Annotated in this window: 21 protein-coding genes; 4 read left to right on the top strand and 17 right to left on the bottom strand. The window is 58.5% G+C overall.

The genetic code is table 11. The features are described from left to right. Positions 1-6 precede the first annotated feature (6 nt). Both sseA and HMPREF3140_RS06730 read left to right on the top strand, forming a co-directional pair. Positions 7-864 carry a 3-mercaptopyruvate sulfurtransferase gene (gene sseA / locus HMPREF3140_RS06735; protein WP_002913950.1) on the top strand — a complete coding sequence of 286 codons (858 nt, stop codon included), beginning with the start codon at positions 7-9 and terminating at the stop codon, positions 862-864. 226 nt (positions 865-1,090) lie between these two features. Beyond that, the gene (locus HMPREF3140_RS06730) at positions 1,091-1,933 is read left to right on the top strand and encodes a hypothetical protein (protein WP_023285458.1); all 843 of its coding nucleotides are present in this window, start codon (positions 1,091-1,093) and stop codon (positions 1,931-1,933) included. Positions 1,934-2,002: 69 nt separating this feature from the next. On the opposite strand, the gene sseB is transcribed toward HMPREF3140_RS06730, so the two are convergent. From sseB to trmJ, 11 genes are all read right to left on the bottom strand, one after another. After that, complete coding sequence (sseB, locus tag HMPREF3140_RS06725; RefSeq protein ID WP_023285459.1) at positions 2,003-2,779, bottom strand: enhanced serine sensitivity protein SseB; 777 nt, start codon at positions 2,777-2,779, stop codon at positions 2,003-2,005. Positions 2,780-2,877: 98 nt separating this feature from the next. After that, positions 2,878-4,164 carry an aminopeptidase PepB gene (gene pepB / locus HMPREF3140_RS06720; RefSeq protein ID WP_032412153.1) on the bottom strand — a complete coding sequence of 429 codons (1,287 nt, stop codon included), beginning with the start codon at positions 4,162-4,164 and terminating at the stop codon, positions 2,878-2,880. A 70-nt stretch (positions 4,165-4,234) separates the two neighbouring features. Beyond that, complete coding sequence (gene iscX, locus HMPREF3140_RS06715) at positions 4,235-4,435, bottom strand: Fe-S cluster assembly protein IscX (RefSeq protein WP_002913954.1); 201 nt, start codon at positions 4,433-4,435, stop codon at positions 4,235-4,237. A 1-nt stretch (position 4,436) separates the two neighbouring features. Then, positions 4,437-4,772: an ISC system 2Fe-2S type ferredoxin gene (fdx, locus tag HMPREF3140_RS06710; RefSeq protein ID WP_002913956.1), complete on the bottom strand. Its 336-nt coding sequence runs from the start codon at positions 4,770-4,772 to the stop codon at positions 4,437-4,439. Position 4,773: 1 nt separating this feature from the next. Beyond that, the gene (gene hscA, locus HMPREF3140_RS06705) at positions 4,774-6,624 is read right to left on the bottom strand and encodes a Fe-S protein assembly chaperone HscA (RefSeq protein ID WP_004149343.1); all 1,851 of its coding nucleotides are present in this window, start codon (positions 6,622-6,624) and stop codon (positions 4,774-4,776) included. Between the two features lie 15 nt (positions 6,625-6,639). Next, entirely contained in the window at positions 6,640-7,155 is a 516-nt protein-coding gene (gene hscB, locus HMPREF3140_RS06700; RefSeq protein ID WP_004174835.1) for a co-chaperone HscB, read from the bottom strand. Positions 7,156-7,229: 74 nt separating this feature from the next. After that, positions 7,230-7,553, bottom strand: coding sequence for an iron-sulfur cluster assembly protein IscA (gene iscA, locus HMPREF3140_RS06695; protein WP_002913979.1), 324 nt, complete (start codon positions 7,551-7,553; stop codon positions 7,230-7,232). Positions 7,554-7,570: 17 nt separating this feature from the next. Beyond that, positions 7,571-7,957 carry a Fe-S cluster assembly scaffold IscU gene (gene iscU / locus HMPREF3140_RS06690; protein ID WP_002913991.1) on the bottom strand — a complete coding sequence of 129 codons (387 nt, stop codon included), beginning with the start codon at positions 7,955-7,957 and terminating at the stop codon, positions 7,571-7,573. Between the two features lie 26 nt (positions 7,958-7,983). Continuing rightward, positions 7,984-9,198 (bottom strand): cysteine desulfurase, encoded by a 1,215-nt coding sequence (gene iscS / locus HMPREF3140_RS06685; protein WP_002913992.1) that lies wholly within the window; start codon positions 9,196-9,198, stop codon positions 7,984-7,986. A 178-nt stretch (positions 9,199-9,376) separates the two neighbouring features. Then, positions 9,377-9,868 carry a Fe-S cluster assembly transcriptional regulator IscR gene (gene iscR / locus HMPREF3140_RS06680; protein ID WP_002913993.1) on the bottom strand — a complete coding sequence of 164 codons (492 nt, stop codon included), beginning with the start codon at positions 9,866-9,868 and terminating at the stop codon, positions 9,377-9,379. A 234-nt stretch (positions 9,869-10,102) separates the two neighbouring features. Beyond that, positions 10,103-10,837 carry a tRNA (cytosine(32)/uridine(32)-2'-O)-methyltransferase TrmJ gene (gene trmJ / locus HMPREF3140_RS06675; RefSeq protein ID WP_002913994.1) on the bottom strand — a complete coding sequence of 245 codons (735 nt, stop codon included), beginning with the start codon at positions 10,835-10,837 and terminating at the stop codon, positions 10,103-10,105. Positions 10,838-10,957: 120 nt separating this feature from the next. Here trmJ and suhB point away from each other — a divergent pair, with 120 nt between their 5' ends. Continuing rightward, complete coding sequence (gene suhB, locus HMPREF3140_RS06670) at positions 10,958-11,761, top strand: inositol-1-monophosphatase (RefSeq protein ID WP_002913995.1); 804 nt, start codon at positions 10,958-10,960, stop codon at positions 11,759-11,761. A 46-nt stretch (positions 11,762-11,807) separates the two neighbouring features. Here the strand turns inward: suhB and HMPREF3140_RS06665 are convergent, their stop codons facing one another. The 3 genes from HMPREF3140_RS06665 to HMPREF3140_RS06655 form a co-directional block, all read right to left on the bottom strand. Continuing rightward, a complete protein-coding gene (locus tag HMPREF3140_RS06665; protein ID WP_032412157.1) occupies positions 11,808-12,644 on the bottom strand; it encodes a hypothetical protein in 837 nt (278 codons plus the stop codon). Positions 12,645-12,743: 99 nt separating this feature from the next. Next, on the bottom strand, positions 12,744-13,724 hold the full coding sequence (locus tag HMPREF3140_RS06660) for a nickel/cobalt transporter (RefSeq protein ID WP_004180908.1): 981 nt from the start codon (positions 13,722-13,724) through the stop codon (positions 12,744-12,746). Then, on the bottom strand, positions 13,715-14,353 hold the full coding sequence (locus HMPREF3140_RS06655) for a DUF1007 family protein (protein WP_004185124.1): 639 nt from the start codon (positions 14,351-14,353) through the stop codon (positions 13,715-13,717). The genes HMPREF3140_RS06660 and HMPREF3140_RS06655 overlap by 10 nt, the downstream gene beginning before the upstream one ends. Positions 14,354-14,477: 124 nt before the next feature. On the opposite strand from HMPREF3140_RS06655, the gene csiE reads away from it, so the two are divergent. Continuing rightward, positions 14,478-15,755 (top strand): stationary phase inducible protein CsiE, encoded by a 1,278-nt coding sequence (gene csiE, locus HMPREF3140_RS06650; RefSeq protein ID WP_002914002.1) that lies wholly within the window; start codon positions 14,478-14,480, stop codon positions 15,753-15,755. On the opposite strand, the gene HMPREF3140_RS06645 is transcribed toward csiE, so the two are convergent. The 3 genes from HMPREF3140_RS06645 to HMPREF3140_RS06635 all read right to left on the bottom strand — a co-directional run bounded on the left by HMPREF3140_RS06645 (position 15,752) and on the right by HMPREF3140_RS06635 (position 19,240). Further along, positions 15,752-16,888: a 3-phenylpropionate MFS transporter gene (locus tag HMPREF3140_RS06645; RefSeq protein WP_004149349.1), complete on the bottom strand. Its 1,137-nt coding sequence runs from the start codon at positions 16,886-16,888 to the stop codon at positions 15,752-15,754. The two genes, csiE and HMPREF3140_RS06645, sit on opposite strands and share 4 nt — an antisense overlap. 82 nt (positions 16,889-16,970) lie before the next feature. After that, positions 16,971-17,804: an aldose 1-epimerase gene (locus HMPREF3140_RS06640; RefSeq protein ID WP_032412160.1), complete on the bottom strand. Its 834-nt coding sequence runs from the start codon at positions 17,802-17,804 to the stop codon at positions 16,971-16,973. Further along, positions 17,804-19,240 carry a sugar porter family MFS transporter gene (locus HMPREF3140_RS06635; RefSeq protein ID WP_002914018.1) on the bottom strand — a complete coding sequence of 479 codons (1,437 nt, stop codon included), beginning with the start codon at positions 19,238-19,240 and terminating at the stop codon, positions 17,804-17,806. Before HMPREF3140_RS06635 ends, HMPREF3140_RS06640 begins: the two co-directional genes overlap by 1 nt. Between the last annotated feature and the right edge of the window lie 34 nt (positions 19,241-19,274).

The following is a 19,274-nucleotide window of genomic DNA, read 5'->3' as shown; positions in this document are numbered from 1 at the left end:
GCACCTATGTCCACCTCGTTTTTTGTCGCTGCCGACTGGCTGGCAGAACATATTGATGACCCGGAAATTCAGATTATCGACGCCCGCATGGCGCCCGCCGGGCAGGAGGCCCTGCGGGATATGGCCGCGGAATACCGCGCCGGCCATGTGCCGAACGCGCTGTTTTTCGATATCGAGGCGCTATCCGACCACACCAGTCCGCTGCCGCATATGATGCCGCGGGCCGAAGCGTTTGCCGTCGCCATGCGCGAACTGGGCGTCTGCAGCGATAAGCATCTGGTGGTCTATGACGAAGGCAATCTGTTTTCCGCCCCGCGCGCGTGGTGGATGCTGCGCACCTTTGGCGTAGAGAAGGTGTCAATTCTGGCCGGCGGACTGGAGGGCTGGCGGCGCGACGAACTGCCGCTGGAACAAGGGATGCCGGAGGTGGCCGAAGGGGAATTCGACGTGCGGTTCGATCCTCAGCAAATTAAGCGTCTGACCGACGTCCTGTTGGTCAGCCATGAAGGATCGGCGCAGATTGTCGATGCCCGTCCGGCGGCCCGGTTTAACGGCCAGGCCGACGAACCGCGCCCGGGCCTGCGCCGCGGGCATATCCCCGGCGCGCTGAACGTACCGTGGACGGATCTGGTGATTAACGGCGAACTGAAAACCGTTGACGAGCTGAACGACATCTTTTTACGTCAGGGTGTCGATTTTGAACGGCCGATCATCGCCAGCTGCGGCTCGGGGGTGACGGCGGCGGTGGTCGTGCTGGCGCTCACCACGCTTGGCGTGAACGGCGTCTGCCTGTATGACGGCTCCTGGAGCGAATGGGGCGCGCGGAGCGATCTGCCGATTGAACCGGCCCCTGCCGCTCCGTAAACACGGCGTGACCGCGGGCCTCCCGTTCCGCGGTCACTAAATAATTTCTGATTTTCTCTCCCACTTTCTTCTGCTTCTCGCTAAACCGGTTACTCTGTGCTGCCGCAGGGCTTGTTCCTGCCGAGTTCGCTTTGCCTGATGGGGAGGCAGAGCACTGGTACAGAATTCCTCAGGGCTGATAGCGCATCCAGTCCATCCCAATCTGATGTCACCACAAGGAGTGAAAATGGCATTAGTCTCTAACCCACATTCGGCTTATTCACCGCGCCTTCCCTGGCTGGGAGGTATAGCTGGCCTGCTGGCAGGCGGCGCGATCCTTTATTTTTGGCCGCAATGGAACCGGACATGGCTAAGCCTGGTGCCTGCGCCAGTCTCCGTGTATACCCGCTTTCTCGGGGTCACTCTCGAAGACGTTCCGTTAGTCACCTATTGCCATCAGGCGCTGCTGGGTTTTCTGATGGTGCTGCTCGCGCCCGGTTACGGTAAGTCGACCCTTGCCGCGTGGATGATGCATAACCCAGCGTCAAGCCGTCGCTGGCCCGGCGAGGTATTCCGTGCCTGGGTCACAAAATTTGGCCTGCTGGTCATTGTCTTTTGCAATCTGTTCTTTTTGTCCCGGGTCCCATCCGGGACCCTGGCGTTATATATTTTTATTCTCCAGCACGTCAGCGTTGCCGCGGCGGTGGCGTCAGGGGTGCTGCTCCTGCGTGACGCCCGGCGCCTGGCCCGCACGTTCGACGCTCAGCTGGCGGACCTGCGTCTTCTCATGATACTTACCCTCGGGTTCCAGACGATTTTGCCGGCGCAGATCGCGCTGATGAGCGCCCGGGGCGTGAATACGCCGCTGGGCTGGTACATTGTTATCGCGCAAATGGCAGGGGTGTTACTGGCGTTTATGCTGGTCGGCGGGCTGGTGGCAGCGCTACGTTCTCTGCTGGGCGAAGAGAGGTGCCGGGCCTGGCGCGGGGATATGGCGCTCTTCAACGGCATTGTCACACTGTGCGTGACGGGATTTCTCCTCTATCACATGGTGTCTGCCTATCCGCGAATCTTTGCCGCCCTGCATTAGCTTTTGCCACCCCGCTTTTGTGCCTCGACTGGAAGCAGAAAGAAACAGCGGGGGCTGCCGCCCCCGCTGTCAGATAATGCGGTTCTGCTTAAAATCGCGCAGGAAGCTGCCCCAGCGCTTTTCATAGAACGGCGTGATATGGGCAATCATAAAATGGCTGATGCCCTTCTCGCCTTCCACCACCTGGCAAATATCGATAGGTTCGTCGCCTGGCAAGGTATCGGTGGCCACGCTGCCGGTGGTGTGGATAATGGCTTCAATATCTCCTTCCGCTTCAATCCCGATCAATAAGTTTGCCGGCGCGTCGGCGCGCTCTTTAATCGAGCACAGAAACGCCCGCTTGACGGTCTTCAGCGTTTTGAACAACGTGGTCAGCGAATCGACCATCTGCGCCGGCGGTTCGGCGACTTCAGACAGCAGCAGCGCTTCGCCGCCTTCCAGTACCGTCTGGGTGCTCAGTGGGCTGCCTTCTTCGCCTAACAGATGGCTGATTTCCCGTGGGGTGAACTCTTTGCCGCTCGGCAGCTTCGGGTTGAGGAATAACGATTCGCCCAGCGTCATCGCCATCAGCGTGCGGGCCGGCATCATCACGAAAGCCTGTTCATCCGCCACCGCCTGCTGCAGCGCCTCCAGCGAGGTAAAGAATGGGATCACCGAGGTACCGTCGTCTTTTTCCCAATGCTGCAGATCCAGCGCGCTATCTTCGACAATCTGCTCGCCATCGGCTGCCCTGCCCGGCACCCAGACGGTGGCCTCCAGCAGCGCGCTGAAAAATGCCGGACGATGGGCGGGCTCAGTCGCCGCTTTTTCCAGCAGGGTTTCTAATTCATTTTTTGTATCTGACATAGTTTGGCTACTTCACAATGAATTGCCCGGCGGCCATTCGTCCACGCGGGCATATGGTTTTCCTGGCCGGGTAAGCGCAGCGCCACCCGGCAAGGCCATTACTCAGCTGTCAGCAGGTTAGCAATGGTACGCACGCCAAGCCCGGTGGCGCCCGCCGACCACTGCTCAACGGCAGATTTGCGGTAGGTTGCCGAACAGTCGATATGCAGCCAACCCTGATGGTAGTTTTCCACGAAGTGGGACAGGAAGCCCGCCGCGGTGCTGGCGCCAGCCGGATAGGCCGCGCTACCGGTGTTGTTCAGGTCAGCAAAGTTGGACGGCAGCTGGTTGCGGTGGAACTCGGCCAGCGGCAGACGCCAGAAGGCTTCGTTTTCCGCCTGAGCGCTCGCCAGCAGGCGATTCGCCAGCGCATCGTCAAAGCTGAACAGCGCGTGGTAATCATTGCCCAACGCGGTTTTCGCCGCGCCGGTCAGGGTGGCGGCGTCGATGATCAGCTTTGGCTTCTGCGCCGAGGCGTCAATCAGGCCATCCGCCAGCACCAGGCGGCCTTCCGCGTCAGTGTTCATAACTTCAACGGTTTTGCCGTTGCGATAATGAATAATATCGCCCAGTTTGAAGGCGTTACCGCTGATCAGGTTGTCGGCGCAGCACAGGAACAGCTTCACACGTTTGTTCAGACCGCGGGTAATGGCGAAAGCCAGCGCGCCGGTGATAGTCGCCGCACCGCCCATATCGGATTTCATTGAATCCATAAAGGAGCTCTGTTTAATGCTGTAGCCGCCGGAATCAAAGGTGATGCCTTTGCCCACCAGGCAGGCGTATACCGGCGCCTCTTTATCGCCGGTCGGGTTATAGTCCAGCGCCAGCAGGACCGGCGGGCGCTCGGAGCCGCGGCCCACGGTATGCAGACCAAGATAGCCCTGCTCGCGCAGATCTTCGCCTTTGGTGATGCGATAGCTTATCTTCTCACCCGCCACGCCACACAGCAGGTCGACAGCGCGCTGCGCCAGCTGCTCCGGACCCAGCTCTTCCGCCGGCGCATTGATGGTGTCGCGCACCCAGTCGATGATCGTCAGGCGGTTATCCAGCTCGCTGCGCTGCGCGTCGTCAAGGGATGGCCATTCGACCTGACGCTGACCTTTCGGCCCTTTATAGCCGGCCCAAAAGGCCCAGGCGCGATCGGTGTTCCAGCCTTCGCCGCTCAGGGCGACGTGCTTGATGCCCATGCCGTCAATTTTGCGCGCCGCGCGCTGGATAAGCCCGAGGTCGTCTTTTCCGTTGAGATGTAGAGCGATGCCGTCGTTATTGATGCTCCAGGTCGCTTTTTCTCCCCAGCGTCCATCGGCTGGCTGAGTAGAAAGCGTAATCTTCATAGCTTCGGTCATTATCATTATCCTTCTTAGCAAACGGGCCACCCTATGGCAGCCCGTTAAAATGTTTTCGCTTAACGCGAAATTATTCGGCCTCGTCTAGCCAGACTAGCAGAATCGCCTCGAGAATTTTTTCATTGGATGCGTTTGGATCATCATCAAACTCTTCCAAATCGCAAATCCACTGATGCATGTCGGTAAAGCGAACGGTTTTCGGGTCGAGATCCGGGTAAGCGTCGTACAGCGCTTCGCCGATTTCACGGCTGTCGGTCCATTTCAGTGCCATATTAGTGCTCGCGTGCGTGGTTGATGGTGTAACGCGGGATCTCAACGACCAGATCTTCGTCGGTGACGCGCGCCTGGCAGCTCAGACGGCTGTCAGGTTCCAGCCCCCAGGCTTTATCCAGCATGTCGTCTTCATCTTCGCTACTTTCCGCCAGCGAGTCAAAGCCTTCACGCACGATGCAGTGGCAGGTGGTGCAGGCACAGGATTTTTCGCAGGCGTGTTCAATTTCGATACCGCTACGCAGCGCGGCATCGAGAATGGTTTCACCGGTCTCAGCTTCCACAACGATGCCATCCGGACACAGGTCCTGGTGGGGCAGAAATACAATTTTTGGCATTTTAAACCTCGTCCACGGATTGGCCTTTCAGCGCGATACGGACCGACTGATCCATACGGCGAGCGGCGAATTCCTGGGTTTGTGTGTCGATATTTTTAATCGCTTCTTTAATCGCGTCAGCGTCGTCGCCTGCCGCGGCGGCGCGTACCTGCTCCGCAGCGGCATCGATGGCCTGACGCTCCGCGGCGCTTAACAGCGCGGCGTCGGCGGCCAGCGCGCTTGTCAGGCTCTCCAGTACGCGCGCGGCTTCCACTTTCTGTTCAGCCAGCATGCGCGCCTGAATATCCTGTTCGGCGTAGCTCATCGAATCTTTAATCATGGTGGCGATTTCGCCATCGGTCAGACCGTAAGACGGTTTCACCTGGATGGAGGCTTCCACGCCGGTCGATTTTTCCATCGCCGTAACGCTCAGCAGGCCATCGGCATCCACCTGGAAGGTAACGCGAATATGCGCCCCGCCCGCCGGCAGCGCCGGGATACCGCGCAGCGCAAAGCGCGCCAGCGAACGGCAATCCTGGACCAGCTCACGCTCGCCCTGCATCACGTGAATGGACATCGCCGTCTGGCCATCTTTGAAGGTGGTAAACTCCTGCGCGCGGGCCACCGGAATGGTGGTATTACGCGGGATCACTTTCTCCACCAGGCCGCCCATGGTTTCCAGGCCTAACGACAGCGGGATAACGTCGAGCAGCAGCAGTTCGCTGTCCGGCTTGTTGCCCACCAGGATATCGGCCTGGATCGCCGCGCCGATGGCGACAACTTTGTCCGGGTCAATGGAGGTCAGCGGAGTGCGACCAAAGAACTCGCCAACGCGCTCACGCACCAGCGGCACGCGGGTCGAACCGCCGACCATCACCACTTCCAGCACTTCTTGCGCTTCAACGCCAGCGTCTTTTAGCGCCCGACGGCAGGCCATCAGGGTACGTTTTACCAGCGGGGCAATCAGATCGTTAAACTGGCTGCGGGTGATATCGCCCTGCCAGCCGCCGACCTCGACGTGCGCTGCCTCGGCATCGCTCAAGGCGATTTTCGCCGCGATGGCGGCATCCAGCAGCTCACGCTGCAGACGGTTATCGCTGCGGTCGCTGAAGCCCGCCTGCTCGCGCAGGTAGTCAGCCAGCAGGTGATCGAAATCATCGCCGCCGAGAGCCGAGTCGCCGCCGGTGGCCAGCACTTCAAACACCCCGCGGCTTAAACGCAGAATGGAGATATCAAAGGTGCCGCCGCCGAGATCGTAGACCGCAATCACCCCTTCCTGGCCGGAGTCGAGGCCGTAGGCAATAGCCGCCGCGGTCGGCTCATTGAGCAGGCGCAGTACGTGCAGGCCCGCCAGACGCGCCGCGTCTTTGGTTCCCTGGCGTTGAGCGTCATCGAAGTAAGCGGGAACGGTAATGACCACGCCGTCGAGTTCGCCGGCCAGCGCTTCGGTCGCCCGGGCGGCCAGCGCTTTGAGGATATCGGCGGAGACGCGAATCGGGTTCAGCAGGCCGCCGGCCGTCTGGATCATCGGCAGGCCGTTTTCACTGGCCTGCAGCTGATACGGCAGATGCGGGTAACGGTTTTGAATATCGGCGAGGGAGCGCCCCATCATCCGCTTCACGGAGCTGATGGTATTGGCAGGATCCTGAGCGGCGTTAAGCCGGGCGTCATAGCCGACGGTCAGCCCCGAAGCGTGGTAGTTCACCACCGACGGCAGCAGATAGCGGCCTTGATGATCGGGCAGAGTCTCGGCCTGGCCGCTACGCACGGTAGCCACCAGAGAATTGGTGGTGCCCAGGTCGATACCGGCCGCCAGACGACGCTGGTGCGGCGCGGCGCTCAGGCCGGGCTCACTAATTTGTAATAAGGCCATAATTGCTTCCGAAAATTAAAAATCGAGCAGTTTTTCTTCGAGTTCTTCAGCACTGCTGCGCAGTTTATCGAGGAAACGGAGCTTACGAACCGTGTCCGCCGCCGCCTCCCAGCTCTCATTATGCAATTGGTCAACCATCAGCTGCTGACGGGTATCAAACAGCGCTTTCACCCGTTTGATAAAACCTTCCAGCCGCGCGTCGTCTTTCGCCTGGCCGATCTCATCCAGCTCTTCGCGCAATTCCAGCTGTTCCATCAGGAACGCGGTATCGCGAACGGTATGCTGCTCGCTGGCCAGATCGAAGCCATGCAGCGAAAGGAGATATTCTGCGCGAGTCAGCGGATGGCGCAGCGTCTGCCAGGCCTGGTTTATAGTGGCGGAATGCTGAACCGCCGCAAGCTGTTCCGCCGCAGGCGCGCTGGCAAATTTATCCGGATGGTACTGGCGCTGCAGATCCTGATACCGGACAGCCAGTTGTTCAAGCGAGAGGGTATAGCTGGCTGGTAACCCGAAGAGGGTGAAATAGTCCATAGTAACCTCAGGGTCATGCATCTAAATTAAAACCCCACGCGCGGCGTGACCGCGGTGGGGTTGAGGAGTACCGATTATACGTTAAAGCTTTCGCCGCAGCCGCACTCATCTTTGACGTTAGGGTTAGTGAATTTGAACCCTTCGTTGAGGCCTTCTTTGACGAAGTCCAGCTGAGTGCCGTCGAGGAATTGCAGACTTTTGCCGTCGATCACGACCTTCACGCCTTTGTCTTCAAACACGGTGTCTTCAGCCGCCGGCTCGTCAACAAACTCCAGTACATAGGCCATACCCGAGCAGCCGGAGGTTCTTACGCCCAGGCGCAGGCCAAACCCTTTACCGCGGTTCGCCAGGAAGGCATTGACTCGCGCTGCTGCACTGTCGCTAAGAGTAATCGACATAACAAAACCTCAACTAATTATTTTGCTTCACGTTTGCTTTTGTAATCCGCAATCGCGGCTTTAATCGCGTCTTCCGCCAGGATCGAGCAGTGGATTTTCACCGGCGGCAGTTCCAGTTCATCGGCGATATCGGTGTTCTTGATCGCCTGCGCTTCGTCCAGCGATTTGCCCTTCACCCACTCGGTAACCAGGGAGCTGGAAGCGATAGCGGAACCGCAGCCGTAGGTCTTGAAGCGCGCGTCTTCAATGATACCTTCATTGTTGACTTTAATCTGCAGCTTCATCACGTCGCCGCAGGCCGGCGCGCCGACCATGCCGCTGCCGACGTTCTCGTCGCTGTTGTCAAAAGAGCCGACGTTGCGCGGATTCTCGTAATGATCGATAACTTTTTCGCTGTAAGCCATGATGAATTCTCCTTATTGGTGCCGAATTAGTGATGTGACCATTCAATGCTGTTCAGATCCACGCCCTGTTTGAACATTTCCCACAGCGGAGAAAGCTCGCGCAGACGGCCAATGGATTTGCGAATCAGATCGATGGCATAGTCAATCTCTTCTTCGGTAGTGAAACGACCTAAAGAGAAACGAATAGAACTGTGCGCCAGTTCATCAGTCATGCCTAACGCGCGCAGCACGTAGGATGGCTCAAGGCTCGCGGAAGTACAGGCTGAACCGGAGGAAACCGCCAGGTCTTTCAGCGCCATAATCAGCGACTCGCCTTCAACATAGTTGAAGCTGACGTTAAGAATGTTCGGCGCGCCCTGCTCGAGGTCGCCGTTGAGGTACACTTCTTCCATATCCTTCACGCCGTTCCACAGACGGTTGCGCAGCGTGCGCAGACGCGCCATCTCGCTTTCCATCTCTTCTTTGGCGATACGGTAAGCTTCACCCATGCCGACGATCTGGTGAACAGGCAGAGTACCGGAACGCATACCGCGCTCGTGGCCGCCGCCGTGGATTTGCGCTTCGATACGAATACGCGGCTTACGACGTACGTACAGCGCGCCGATGCCTTTCGGACCGTAGATTTTGTGACCGGAGAAGGACATCAGGTCAACTTTCAGCTGGCTCAGATCGATAGGCAGCTTGCCCACGCTCTGGGTGGCGTCTACGTGGTAAATGATACCGCGGGCGCGACACATCTCGCCGATGGTAGCGATATCCTGCACCACGCCGATTTCGTTATTCACATGCATGATGGAAACCAGGATGGTGTCGTCACGCATCGCTGCTTCCAGCTCTTTCAGATCGATAATCCCGTTGCTCTGCGGCGCCAGGTAGGTCACTTCGAAGCCTTCGCGCTCCAGCTGACGGCAGGTATCCAGAACCGCTTTATGCTCGGTTTTGCTGGTGATGATGTGCTTGCCTTTTTTCTGATAAAAGTTGGCTGCACCCTTGATCGCCAGGTTGTCGGATTCAGTCGCACCAGAGGTAAAGACGATTTCGCGCGGGTCGGCGCCGACCAGCTCGGCAATCTGATTGCGGGCGATATCAACCGCCTCTTCAGCCTGCCAGCCAAAACGGTGGGAACGGGAGGCCGGGTTACCAAAGGTCCCGTCCATGGTCAGGAACTGCATCATTTTCTCGGCAACACGCGGGTCCACCGGCGTGGTTGCGGAGTAATCGAGGTAAATCGGTAATTTCATTGCTCTTAAACTCCGTACATCACTCAATGCAAGGAATCAGGCAACCGGCTTGATGTACGACCGAGTACACGGAATGTCGGAGCATCCCGGCCTGATTCTGAAAGCTCTTTATAATCGTTGTCCCGCCGTTTCGCGCCGCCTTGCCCTGTCAGCCGCAGCCCGAAACGGGACGGGTCACTCAGGCGCGCAGTTTAACGTCAATCGCGTCCTGGGTGCGCGCATTGCGCTGGGTTTCGTGCTGATGCTGACGACCGGAAACATCGAGGATCTCCTGGTTATTCACCAGTTCCCCGAGGGTGATATTGTTCAGGAAGCCGGTCAGGCGCTCGCTCAGGTCGCGCCACAGCGCGTGAGTCAGGCATTTATCGCCGCCCTGACAGCCGCCCTTGCCCTGGCAACGGGTGGCGTCAACGGATTCGTCCACGGCGCTAATGACTTCGCCGACGGCGATACTGCCGGCATCTTTACCTAACAGATAACCACCACCTGGGCCACGAACGCTGGAAACCAGGCCATTTTTACGCAGGCGAGAGAACAGCTGTTCCAGATAGGAAAGCGAAATTCCCTGACGCTCTGAAATATCTGCCAACGGCACCGGGCCCGTTTCAGAGTTGAGCGCAACGTCAAGCATCGCGGTCACGGCATAACGCCCTTTAGATGTCAGTCTCATGTCTTACTTAACCTCAAACTCGCCCCTGGCCGGGCTTTTTATTAATATGGGTATTGCATAGCAGGGCCAAGTCTGACATTCCCGAGTAATTTGGTCAACTATTTACTTGACTGTTTTAGTCAGGTATTTGGCTTTCCGTGCCGTTTTACTTCCGCATAGCCTGATACCTTCATCCCGCCAGGCGAGCCCGATTCGTAGCCCGGATAAGCGAAGCGCCATCCGGCGTTAACGCGGTTACTTACCTTTATTCTGCTGCTCAATAGACGCCAGCATGCCGCGCAGGATGTTCAACTCCTGGCTTTCCGGACGCGCGCGGGTGAACAGACGACGCAGCTTGTTCATCACCTGCCCCGGATGATTCGGGCGGATAAAGCCGGTCGCCAGCAGCGTCTGCTCAAGATGGTCGTAGAATCGCTCCAGATCGTCCACCAGCGGGTACGGCGCCTCTTCATGCTCAACCGCCGGCTGCGCTTGCTCCTGCGCCGCCAGCCAGGCCATCCGCACTTCATAGGCGATAACCTGCACCGCCATCGCCAGGTTCAGCGAGCTGTACTCCGGGTTGGCGGCGATCGCCACGTGATAGTGGCACTTCTGCAGTTCATCGTTGGTCAGACCAACGCGCTCGCGGCCAAAGACCAGCGCCACCGGCGCATGCTGACCTTCGGCGACGCTTTTCAGACCGCATTCGCGCGGGTCGAGCATCGGCCACGGCAGCGTGCGGGAGCGCGCGCTGGTGCCAACCACCAGGCTACAGCCTGCCAGCGCTTCATCAAGGGTATCGACAATCTGCGCGTTGCCGATCACGTCGCTGGCGCCCGCGGCCAGGGCTATCGCCTGCGAATCGGGTTTGACCAGCGGATTGACCAGCCACAGGTTAGTTAAGCCCATGGTTTTCATCGCGCGGGCTACGGAGCCCATGTTGCCGGTATGGGAAGTTTCTACCAGTACGATTCGAATATTTTGCAGCATTATGGTTCTTCGGCTAAAGATTATTCGTGCATGCTACCATAAAACGGAGACATAAGCAGATTTGGCTGCTATTATATGCGCCGTTTTTTCCCGTTCTTTAACATCCAGTGAGAGAGACCGATGCATCCGATGCTGAACATCGCCGTGCGCGCCGCGCGCAAGGCGGGTAATTTAATTGCCAAACACTACGAAACGCCAGACACCGTAGAAACCAGCCAGAAAGGCAGCAATGATTTTGTGACCAACGTCGATAAAGCCGCCGAAGCGATTATTATCGAAACCATTCGCAAATCTTACCCGCAGCACACCATTATTACCGAAGAAAGCGGTGAACACGCTGGCGAAGAGCAGGATGTTCAATGGGTTATCGATCCACTGGATGGCACCACCAACTTCGTTAAACGTCTGCCGCACTTCTCTGTTTCCATCGCCGTACGCATCAAAGGGCGTACTGAAGTCGCGGTGGTCTACGATCCGATGCGTAACGAACTGTTTACCGCGACCCGCGGCCAGGGCGCGCAGCTGAACGGCTACCGTCTGCGCGGCAGCAACGCTCGCGACCTCGACGGCACCATTATCGCGACCGGCTTCCCGTTCAAAGCGAAGCAGCACGCCACCACCTACATGAATATTCTCGGCAACATGTTTACCGAATGTGCCGACTTCCGTCGCACCGGCTCTGCCGCGCTGGATCTGGCCTATGTGGCCGCCGGCCGCGTTGACGGTTACTTTGAGATCGCCCTGAAACCATGGGATTTCGCCGCAGGCGAACTGATCGCCCGTGAAGCTGGCGCGATTGTCTGCGACTTCACCGGCGGTCATAACTATATGCTGACGGGCAACATCGTTGCCGGTAACCCGCGCGTGGTGAAAGCGATGCTGGCGAACATGCGCGAGCAGCTGAGCGACGCGCTGAAGCGTTAATCTCTTACTGATGTCAAAAAGGAAGCCGCGGCTTCCTTTTTTTATGTCATTTTATCATGTTGAGGATCTGGCGAATCACCGCATTACCGCCAATACAGAGCACCGTCAGGCCGCTAAATAAGGCCAGCGGTCCGCGCCAGTGCAGACAGCCCTGCGTCCCCAGCCAGCGCCGGAAACACAGCGCTATCCCTACCGTCGCCAGGCGGGCTAACAGCACGCCGACCATCGCCGGAACCAGCAGCAGCCATCCCCACAGAGGCAGCTCATACTGCTGCGCACTGAGTAAAATCCATACCAGCTGAAACGGCAGATAAAAGCTCAGGGCAAAGATCAGCGGAATGCGAATATTGCCTGCCGGTGCGGCAACGCCCTGAAAGTCGCGCCAGCCGTCGCGCAGCAGTATTCCAGCCAGCACCAGCGTGGCCAGATAGCATACGTCGTTAAAGATGCCCACGATCTGCATTAGCCTGTCGCTGCTTAGCTTACCCATAAACGCGAAACGCCAGAAAATGATCACCAGAAAACCGAACTGCAACACCCAGCTGCGCAGGATCCAGTCGACCATCTCCCGCGGCGAGGGCTGGTTATGCACAGCCCAGGCAACAATGGGCAGTTTACTGTGACCGGGATGACAAAAGGCCAGCACGAAGCCCGACAGCGTTAGGGTGGCGTAGGCCACCAGCGGAATATCCGCGACACTCGCCACCCCTAATCGCATAACATACGGCATGGCGTGGTAGACACGCACCAGATCTGACGGCCACCAGCTGGCCAGGGCTGGAAACCAGAATACGATCGCCAGGCCCGCCAGCAGCCCGGCGGCGCCGGCGCAGCCATAATAGAACCGCCCGCTCTGCGCGGGAGAAACGATATTTGCGGCCATAGCGACTCCTTGTCATCCGCCGAAAAGCGGAAAACTAGAGCATCGCTTCGCCAGCGGCAAGCGCTGGCGCCCACTTTAGGATTTGCGCCCGGCGTCTGTCTAAAACGGACGGATCCCACCGCCGGCAGGGACGGCGCTGAGCCACATCACCCCTGCCGCCGCCAGCAATATGACGCCGCCGGCCAGCGCCAGCGTCGCCCAACTAACCTGCTTCCATAACGCTGGCGCCTGATGGCGACTGAGGCGGATCGCCAGTTGGCGGAACCCATGCACCAACAGCGCCAGCGCCGTGATAGTCAACGAGGTTCCCGCCGCCATCGCCAGCGCCGCCGCCATCCCCCAGCCAAAAACGCCGATTACCTTGCTGAACAGCAGAACCATGATCGCCCCCGAGCAGGGACGCATGCCCATCGACAGGACAATCGCGGCGCGAGCCCGCCAGTCGTCGCCGGCCTGCAGCTGCTCCGGGGCCGGGAGATGCTGATGCCCGCAGCCGCAGTGTTCGTTATGAACATGGTGCGGGGTAAAAGCGGTAAACGTTGGCCGGCGCAGCAGCAGACGCAGCTTTTTTAACGCCCGCCAGCACAGCAGCAGCCCTAACGCACCCACCAGCAAATAGCTCCCCTTCTCCAGCCAGAAACTGCTGAGGTGCAGCTGGCGCGCCGGCAGCTGCAGCAGCGCCAGCACCACGACCACCAGCGCGATGGCCACCAGCCCCTGTAATAAAGAGGCGGCCAGCGTCAGGCCAATGCTTGATTTCAGTTTCGCGGGATGGGTGGCAAGCCAGGTCGTAATGACAATTTTACCGTGTCCGGGCCCTAAGGCATGGAGCACCCCGTAAACGAAGCTAAACCCCAGCAGCGACAGCCCTGCCGCCGCCGGGTTCTCCGCCACCGCCTGCAGCAGGCGGCTGAGTTCCAGGTTGAGCGAACGCTGCCAGACTGCGCTCTGCATCAGCACCTGCGGCCACGCCCGCCACAGCCAAATGCCGCCGATGATGCTCACCGCCAGCAACAGCGCCAGCGGCCACAGCGCTTTCCAGCGCGAAAATCGCGCGCGCGGAGTAAAAATTACTGACATGTCAGGGTCACCTTCTGGGCAAAATAGCTGCCCAGCGCCATATCCTCCGGCGGCGCATCCGCTTTATCCAGCGACTGGGCGTATGAGAGCATTTTGTCGTTCGGTTTTGGCGTCATCACCGTTGCCTTACAGGCGGCCCGCAGCCCTGCGGGGAGGGAAAAATCGCTATCCTTGTCATAAAACATATCGACGTAGTAGGTCGGGTCGAAGGTGGAAAAGGTAAACGTCTGCCCGGCAACGGGTTGCGGCGTCGCCAGCGGCAGAGTAAAGGTGAGTACCGCCTGCAGTCCGTCACGTTCGAGGCCGTAACCGTCGGGACGATTGTCAAATTTAACCCGCTGACCGTTATGCCACAGCTCGCTGAAATAGTGCTGACCGAGCACGTTGGCCATCACCTCCGCCGCCAGCTTTTTCCAGACTTCGCTGCCCGGTTTGGCGTTTCCGGCATCATAGAGCAGATCCGATGAGGTAATTTCATCCATCGTCCAGCGCATTTTAAAGGCGCTCAGCAGACCGTCCTTGACCACCGGCTCGCTTTGCAGGCTGATGAAGCTATGCGGATGCGCAGCGGCCGACCATGATAAAACCATGAAAAACGCCGCGCTTGTGCATTGTTTCACTCTGTTCATCTGTTCCTCACGTGAAAAATTCTGTGAACTTCGCCAGCAATCCTGAGTAAAAGCGGACGCTCTTCCCTGCCCACGCCGCGGTCATTGTCTATCCTTAGCGGAAACCCTAACTGGAACTTACCAGATGATGACCGTCATTGAACCACCATCTGCGCTTTCCAGTCCACAGCGCCGTAGCCAGGTGCTCCTGATGTTTTATCTGCCCGGACAGTCGGTGACGACTGAACGGCTTGGCAGGATCAACCTCGTTGATGAGACCACGGCCCGGCAGGATATTGAGGAGACCGGACGCGAAATTCAGCGTTACCACCGTTTGACCCTCCAGTCACAGGTGGACGGCAGCTATCGGATTGAAGGCGCCGCGCTCGACCAACGTTTATGTCTGCTGCATGCGCTGCGGCGGGGGCTGCGCCTCTGCCCACAGTTCGTTAATCATCATTTTACCCCGGCGCTGAAAACGCAGCTTAAACAGGAAGGCATTGCCCGCACCTTATACGATGATACCAATCTGCAGGCGCTGGTGAACCGCTGCGCGCGGGCGCTCAATCGCCAGTTTGACTGCCGCGACGTGCAGTTTCTGCGCTTGTACCTGCAGTACTGTCTGCTCGAACATCACCGGGGATACTCTCCGGACTTCAATGAGGAACAGCAACGCTGGGCTCAAACCGCCGCCGAGTTCACCCTGGCGCAGGAGATTGTCCGCCACTGGCAGCGTCGGGTCGGCGCTCCGCCCCATGTCGGAGAACCTTTTTTCCTCTCGCTGCTGTTTATGTTGCTCAAAACCCCCGACCCGGTCCGCGACGGTCACCCGCACGATCGCCGCCTGCGGCTGGCTATCTCCGGCCTGATCCACCGCTTCCAGATCCTCGCTGGCAGAGCGTTCAGTGATGAGCAGGGGCTCAGCGATCAACTCTATATTCATTTGTCGCAGGCGTTGATCCGCAGCGTGTTTGCTATCGGCATCGACAGCACGCTCACAGAGGAAGTGACCCGGCTCTACCCTCGCTTACTGCGTACCACCCAGGCGGCATTGAGCGAATTCGAGGAGGCCTGGCACATCCGTTTTAATGAGGAAGAGACCGGTTTAATCGCGGTGATCTTTGGCGCCTGGCTGATGCAGAAAAGCGACCTGCACGAGAAACAGGTGCTGTTGCTAACCGATGACAACCCAGCAATTGAAGAGGCCCTGGAACAACAGCTGCGCGAACTAACGCTGCTGCCGCTGAATATCAAATACCAGAGCGTAGAGCGCTTTCAGAAGGAAGGTGCGCCCAAAGGGGTGACGCTTATCGTCACCCCCTATGCGACGGCGCTGCCGCTGTTTTCGCCGCCGCTGATCCACGCGGAGAACTACTTCACTGAACGCCAGCAGCAGCATATCTGCGCCATGCTCGAGGACTAGGCCGCCACCGCTTTTGGCCGTATAGCCATCGCCGGGAGCGTCAGCAGGGCCATCACCCAGAATACGCCCTGGTGCAGGTGCTGATAGAGGAAACCGGCGAAGACGGTCATGATGGCAATACTGCCGCCCATCGCCACCGCGGAGTAGACGGCCTGCAGACGGATCACTTCGCTACCCTGACGGGCGGCGATATACCGCATCGCCGCCAGATGACACACCGTGAAGGTGCCACAGTGAAGGATCTGCGCAAGGATGAGTCCCGGCAGCGCCGTGGTCCAGCCCATCAGTCCCCAGCGAATCAGCCCGCAGACGGCGGAGAGCAACAGCAGGTCGCGGGCGCTGAAGCGGCGGAACACCTTTTTACTCAACGCGAAGATCACCACTTCCGCCACCACGCCTAACGACCACAGATAACCGACCGCCGAGGCGGAATAGCCGGCCTGCTGCCAGTAGATGGCGCTAAAGCCATAGTAGGCGGCATGCGCTCCCTGCAGCAGACAAACGCAGGCGAGAAAGCGCCAGCTTTGGCGCACCAGCGTCAGCCAGGCCGCCATTCCGGCCCCCTGCTGCTGGCGCGACTCCCCCTGGGGCATCACCGACGGCTTAAGCAGCATGCCGAGCAGCATCGAGGCGACCCCCAGGCTTAGCATCAGCAGGATCGCCCGGTAATCGAACAGGCTCACCAGCTTGCCGGTCAGCGCCGAACCAATCACAAAGGCAATAGAGCCCCATAGCCGCACCCGGCCATAGTCCATGGTGATCTGCTTTTGCCAGGTATTGGCCAGAGCATCCGTCAGCGGCACCAGCGGCGAAAAGAACAGGTTGAAGCCGATGATGATCGCCAGCAGCCATGCTACGTGGCTGCCGGCCCAAAAGGCCAGCGCGAAGAGCAAGGTTAACAGCGCCAGCACGCGCAGCGCGGCGATCAGCCGGGAGGGATCGCTCACCCGCGGGGCAATCAGCAGACTGCCGAGAAAACGGGCCACCAGACCGGCGCCAAGCAAAATGCCGATGGTTTCCGGAGTCAGCCCGTTTCCGGCCAGCCAGACGCTCCAGAAGGGCAGAAAAATACCGTAGCTAAAAAAGTAGGTGAAATAACTGAGCGCCAGCCAGCGCGTGGAGTGCAAGACCATGATTTCCTCCCGAATGGTGGCGATAGTCTGGCGATAAACCCCGGCGGGCGCAAGATGCTCTTGTCTGCCGATAGCTCGTTATTTATGCCCCCTCGATGATGATTTTCAGCGAAAAATTCAGCTTCTCTCCCGCGCCTAAAACTCGCAGCCCCGGCTGCCCGTCCATGTTGTGGGCGTTTACCGGATGGCTTTGCGGCTCGAGGCAAAGGAATGATTCACCTTGCATTCTGAACAGCATCAACCACGGAGTTTGCGATAGAATTGTGATACTCATCACGTCATTGCTTACCCTCGCCCGCCCGCCCCAGCCGGAATAACCCACGTTCAGCCAACGATCTTCACCGAACTGAGCCACGCTGAAATTGGCATAGTCGGGCAAGTTTCCTTGCCAGTTGAGAGGTAAGTGATTCTCCCCTTCCGGCCAGTAACCGCTGACCTGGAACTGAACCTTGCTGCGTTCATCGAAAGGGAAAAAGGGATGAAAGCCGCAGCCGTAAAGCGCAGGGACCTCCCCATAGTGGGTAAGCGTTAGCTCCGCTATCAGCTGGTTACGCAGCAACTGGTAGCGGAGCTGCGCCAGATAATCGAAACCGCAGGCATGCTGCCGACGCAGCTGTAATACACAATACTCGGCGCCGTACTCAATAATATCCCAGCGCTGTAACCAGCCGTCACCGTGAAGAAAGAAATACTCGTCGGCATGGTGGCGAGGCAGGACAATCTCCTGCCCATGAAAAATAAAACGGTTGCCGGCGACGCGATTGGCCAATGGCAGCATCGGAAACATGCCGCCGGCGGGATTTTCATATAGCACCGGCGCTTGATATTGCCGCGAGAATAAACTTTGCACTTTGCCGCCCAGAGAAGAGACGCACATCCGCAGATGCGCGTTCTCCAGAATCCACTCTTCCGCCATTAGCGCATCTGCTCCTGCTTCGCCGCATTCACGCCCGTATGACGCTGCGCCAGCTGCTCTTCCAGCGCTTCGAGGGTGATACCTTTCGTTTCCGGGACGTTGCGCAGGATATAGAGGTAGCCGGCAGCGCAAATAACACCATACAGCAGGAAGCTTCCTGCCGCGCCCAGACCGGCATTAAGCAGCGGGAAAGTATAGGTTAACAGGAAACAGGCGATCCACAGCGCCAGGGTACCTAAAGACATCGCGAGTCCACGTACGCGGTTGGGAAAAATCTCCGCCAGCAGCACCCAGGTCACCGGCGCCAGGGTCAACGCATAAATAGCAATCGCCGCCAGCACCAGCAACAGTACCGGCCACCCCATAATGCCCATGGCGTAAGCGCCGGCGATCAGCACATAGATCAGCGTCAATCCCGAAGCGCCAAGCAGCATTAATTTACGGCGACCGATTTTATCCACCAGCGGCAGCGCCGCAATGGTAAAGACCAGATTAACGACGCCCGTCGCGACGATCGATTTCAGCGTGCTGTTAATATCGAACCCCGCCGAGGCAAAAATCTCCTGCGCGTAGTTAAAGATGACGTTAATCCCACACCACTGCTGGAATATGGCGAGCACCATGCCAATGATCACAATCGGTTTCACCTGGGGAGCCAACAGCGCGCCGTAGGAGACTTTATTGTTATCCTTTTCCAGGGTATGCGCGATTTCACGCAGGATCCTGTCGGCATAGTCGGCAGAACCAATGCGTTCCAGCGCAGCCCGGGCGCGCTCCGGTTTACCGGCCTTCATGAGCCAGCGCGGCGACTCGGGGACAAAAAACATCAGGACCAGAAATGCCAGTGCCGGCACCAGTTCCGCACCGAACATCCAGCGCCAGCCCATCTGCCCATTCCAGCTGTCCACAATCATCTGCTGCGTCGCCCCCGGCTCCACCGGTTCAGCAATCATCAGATTGATTAACTGAGCGGCCAGCACGCCAATCACGATGGTGAGCTGATTGACCGCGACAAAACGTCCTCTTTTCTCTGCCGGGCTGACTTCGGCAATGTAAAGCGGGCTGAGAGCGGAAGCCAGACCAATCCCTACGCCGCCCACAATGCGGTAAACCACAAACATATCGAAATGACTGGCGACCGCCGTCCCCCAGGCCGACGCGCTGAACAGCACGGCGGAAAGAATTAATGGCAGCTTGCGCCCCAGTTTGTCTGCGCACCATCCCGAAATTAATGCGCCGAAAATACAGCCCAACAGCGCTGAGCTCATCGCCCAGCCGGACTGCGCCGGGTCCGTAATTGAAAACCAGGCTTCATAAAATGGCTTAGCGCCGCCAATCACCACCCAGTCATAGCCAAACAGTAAACCACCGCAGGCGGCGACCAGACAAATCGTCCAGACGTAGCCCATTTTCAGATGTGTCTGCGCGTTGTTCATAATGATTCCTCTATAAGGGAAACGCAGGGAACAG

The organism is Klebsiella sp. HMSC16A12 (assembly GCF_001808265.1).
GTDB classification, from domain to species: domain Bacteria; phylum Pseudomonadota; class Gammaproteobacteria; order Enterobacterales; family Enterobacteriaceae; genus Klebsiella; species Klebsiella pneumoniae.
Note: the sequence above shows the minus strand (reverse complement) of the source record. Positions and strands in the feature narration are given on the sequence as shown.